The following is a 3,972-nucleotide window of genomic DNA, read 5'->3' as shown; positions in this document are numbered from 1 at the left end:
CCAGTTTCTTAATGTCAGATTGAGTAGTCATTGCTTATTCTCCTATTAGTGGATTATAAGCAGTTACACAGTTTTTAGGAAACTCCCTACCGACTGATTCAATCAGTTCGGTAATGACCACCTCATTAATTATTGGGTTGGTACGTTATACAGGTATCGAATTAACAGCTGTCTCTCAGATTGTTAAGTCTCCAACAATTCCACTGTAGTTTATTAAGGCGTTACTTTCTATTAAATAAATCATAGGCTTTTATCTTCTTAGCGACAATCCTGCACCCATTTTCATAATAATCAACAAGTACGAAGCTATCAACAGTATCGGCATCACACTTTGGACAATGGTAAGCACCTAGCTTCCAGTTATCTTTTTCAATCACTCTAAGTGTCTGTTTAGAGCTACAAGTAGAACAAAATTTAAATTTGCGGTTTGTAAATCTTTTCATGTTCATTGTGTTTTTCATCCAGATTGCAGTAGTATTGATATATCCATCGCAAAGAAATTAGAGTTTGGGTGTAGTATCCATTTCTCGCAAACGTAGTAATACGGTATGAGAGAAAGGATTACAATACTTCCAAGCTTTGAATTTTGGTGTATATCTACCACCACCTTCTTTGCTCCATTGCTTCAGTAAAGCTATAATCTCTGGATTATAACTGACCGTTTTTACTGAAATACCCCCATCGTTAAACACCCATGCATCTACCCATACATTATTAATAATAAAGCGATGTTTAACATAACTGTTGGGGAGCTTAGATTGAGCTTTTTCACTATCATCAGCAACATGGTTCGTATTGATTTCAGGTAAAGGCGTCGTACTTAACCAATCTGCCAACGGGTCGTCAGGTTTCTTAGCTTCAGGGTATAACCATTTTTTATTATCTACTTGTTCTAGAATGAACTGTTTTGCTTCATCACTAGGAATACAGACCTTGCGCTTTAGTAGTTCTCGCAAGTCTATCTCAATGGTCTTGATACTTAATTGTTTGATGAAATTAAGTTTGTGAGTATCTACAAAAGATGTCACGGCAACTTCGATAAACAGCATCTCATTATCAATATTTGCTAATAAATCAGGCCGAATTGAGCCAACAGCCTGTTCTGCTACTAAGCTAGAGAACTGCCAATTTTTTGCTTCAGTCTCATCTGTTTCTGGCAAGGGTGGTAATACCACACATTTTTTCTCCATAATGACTTGATTAGCAAACTTGTGTAGGATACTTTCAGGGTTGATGTGGCAACTTTCTTTATTGCTAGAGTGAGCGAAATGATGCTCATTTTTCTCTCCCTTTCTAGCAACAACGGGTTCGCTACATTCAAAACAATAACAGTTACAAGCGAGTCCTCTTTCTACTTGTTTAATACCAACAATTTGATCTAGATCATTAATAGCAATATTCATTAGCATGGTTACTATCCTCTTTAGGGTTTGTAAAAACTGAGGTTAGTATGAGCTGAGTATTTTTGCGTAAACACCCTTAAAAGGGGTCACAAACGGGTTTGATTCGGTTTAATAATAATGAAAAACAAATACTTAGAATTATTTGAGAATTTAAGCAATCGTCTTGACTTGTATCATAACGAAACTAAAAACCAGCGTTATTTACAGATAATGTTAGAGCGTAGGCTAAAAAACCTGCCAGAAAATGAAGGTGATGTTTACGAACCTGACAAAATTACTCGTAAAATAATTTATGCCATTGATAAGAATGTCAGTCTAGATGATATTGATAGCAAAGAAGCCCAACAGCAGATAAATATCAGCAAGATCCAAAAGTATTTATCCGATTTTGTTCGAACTCAAATGGATTCCGAAATACTTAATCGTGTTGGCTATATACCTGTAATTAAGGTTGAGTCTTCAAGAGGTGGTCGAGGTAATGAAAAGGCATTTTGGTTGGATATTGAACCTGTTGAGCTATTACTACCGTCTGAGGCATTAGAAGATGAAGATTCACCTGACGACTATGGTGAGATAATTTACGTGAGAGAACATAGCTCGACAATAAAACCCTCAATTCTCACTCGAATTTTTTTTAAGAATGGTGAATTAAAGATGTACAGCCCTAAAGGCTTACTGTTGACTGCTTTGATGCTTATCAGTCTTCTTATAGACATACTGATCGTCTTGTTCGCAGTATTATTTATGATGTTCATAAAAGATTTGCCATCATTAAGCTTAACAACAGCATTAATTATATTAGCGTTCATACCATTCGCTTATATGAATTTTATATGGTTCTTTAAACCCTTACATCATTTAATGACCCACCGTATCAGTAAAGCGCCTTTGTTGTTTGCAAATATAAATACAGACAATGCTGACATTGAAATGTATAAGGGGGCCGACGGTTATAGAATAGCGAGAATAACGGCCTTCACTTCCATTTGTCCAATTTGTACAGCCCCCATTGAACTAGCTGATGGTAAACCTGATCAAAAGCAGCCGTTAGTTGGTCGATGCAGAGAAGCACCTCATGCCCATGTTTATAGTTTTGATAGGATGACCTTGAAAGGATATTTTTTAGGTCATGAAGGTTATCTGAAGTAATGGCAGGCATCAATCAAGTAAATCGAATATTTTCATACTAAATAGTTAAATCAACTCCTTGTAGTCTTTCTTGGTTAAAAGTACAGCCCAAACAGCCGACTGTTCCCATAAAGGTGCATTATGATAAATGATGTTAGATAGAAGGATTAGGTTGCATTGGTTCTATTGGGGTATAGTCTGTTGATAAGTTATTAAGACAATTAGTTGTTACGAACAGGTTTGTACAATTGAGCCTTGAAACTTTATAATGCTCAATGAAATCAAAAGGTAAAATGTATTGTGCATGTAGTTTAACAAAAATTACCTTTTGAGATAAGTTTGTAGTCCAACTAAGGTTATTGAATGAAACAGTATCTAGATTTATGTCAGCGTATAGTTGATGAAGGTGTATGGGTCGAAAATGAACGAACTGGAAAACGTTGCTTAACCGTTATTAATGCTGATTTAGACTACAACGTAGGAGCTAATGAGTTTCCCTTAGTAACTACTCGAAAGAGTTATTGGAAAGCAGCTATCGCAGAGTTGTTGGGATATCTACGTGGTTATGATAGCGCAGATCAGTTTCGAGCTATTGGATGTAATACATGGAACGCCAATGCCAATGAAAATGCAGCTTGGTTAGCTAATCCTTATCGTAAAGGTAAGGATGATATGGGCCGAGTTTATGGTGTACAGGGACGCAGGTGGCGTAATTCAGTAGGAGAGGAGTTTGACCAGCTTCATAAGATTTATAATAACTTGCGAAACGGTATTGATGACCGAGGTGAAATTCTAACCTTCTACAATCCAGGTGAGTTTCATATGGGATGTTTACGTCCTTGTATGCATACTCATACATTTTCGTTGTTAGGTGGAAAGCTTTATTTGACTTCATCACAACGTTCATGTGATGTGCCATTAGGTCAAAATTTTAATCAGATTCAAGTGTTTACCTTACTAGCTCTCATGGCTCAAATTACGGGCCACGAGGCTGGAAAAGCTTATCATAAGATCGTAAATGCACATATTTATGAAGATCAATTAGAATTAATGCGTGACGTGCAATTAAAACGCGAACCTTATCCGGCACCTAAGCTTCATATTAACCCTGAAATTAAGTCTCTCGAAGATATTGAAACATGGGTAACATTGGATGACTTTAAAGTTGAAGGATACCAGTATCATGAGTCTATTGCCTATCCATTCTCAGTTTGATATAAGCATAAAGTGAAAGCTGAGAAAAGTGATAAATTTCTATTAGGCATAAAGTATCAATATATGTGATTTATGCTATAGGGTATATGCTTATTAGCTAAGCTCTCGCTAGCTTTTAAGCAAGAGGAAATTAAGATTATGCTCTTTATAGGAGCCCATCCCATATTCTGTGTAACTGCCATTTAGATTAAATGCTTACTGATACGGTCATCAAACATAATCATAA

At 36.2% G+C, this 3,972-nt stretch carries 3 protein-coding genes; 2 read left to right on the top strand and 1 reads right to left on the bottom strand.

All coding sequences use genetic code 11. The annotated features are described in order from the left end of the window. Nucleotides 1-500: 500 nt before the first annotated feature. The gene (locus tag I3254_RS00295; protein WP_238050425.1) at nt 501-1,409 is read right to left on the bottom strand and encodes a competence protein CoiA family protein; all 909 of its coding nucleotides are present in this window, start codon (nt 1,407-1,409) and stop codon (nt 501-503) included. Between the two features lie 111 nt (nt 1,410-1,520). Here I3254_RS00295 and I3254_RS00290 point away from each other — a divergent pair, with 111 nt between their 5' ends. Then, nucleotides 1,521-2,552, top strand: coding sequence for a hypothetical protein (locus I3254_RS00290; protein WP_238050424.1), 1,032 nt, complete (start codon nt 1,521-1,523; stop codon nt 2,550-2,552). Between the two features lie 342 nt (nt 2,553-2,894). After that, nucleotides 2,895-3,746, top strand: coding sequence for a thymidylate synthase (locus tag I3254_RS00285; protein WP_238050423.1), 852 nt, complete (start codon nt 2,895-2,897; stop codon nt 3,744-3,746). Nucleotides 3,747-3,972: the final 226 nt, after the last annotated feature.

The organism is Psychrobacter sp. Ps2 (assembly GCF_022129405.1).
Classification (GTDB): Bacteria; Pseudomonadota; Gammaproteobacteria; order Pseudomonadales; family Moraxellaceae; genus Psychrobacter.
This window is presented reverse-complemented; position numbering and strand designations above follow the sequence as displayed.

Coding starts and splice junctions, on each gene's coding strand:
- I3254_RS00295 (WP_238050425.1), bottom strand. CDS start 1,409: ATGCTAATGAATATTGCTATTAATGATCTAGATCAAATTGTTGGTATT.
- I3254_RS00290 (WP_238050424.1), top strand. CDS start 1,521: ATGAAAAACAAATACTTAGAATTATTTGAGAATTTAAGCAATCGTCTT.
- I3254_RS00285 (WP_238050423.1), top strand. CDS start 2,895: ATGAAACAGTATCTAGATTTATGTCAGCGTATAGTTGATGAAGGTGTA.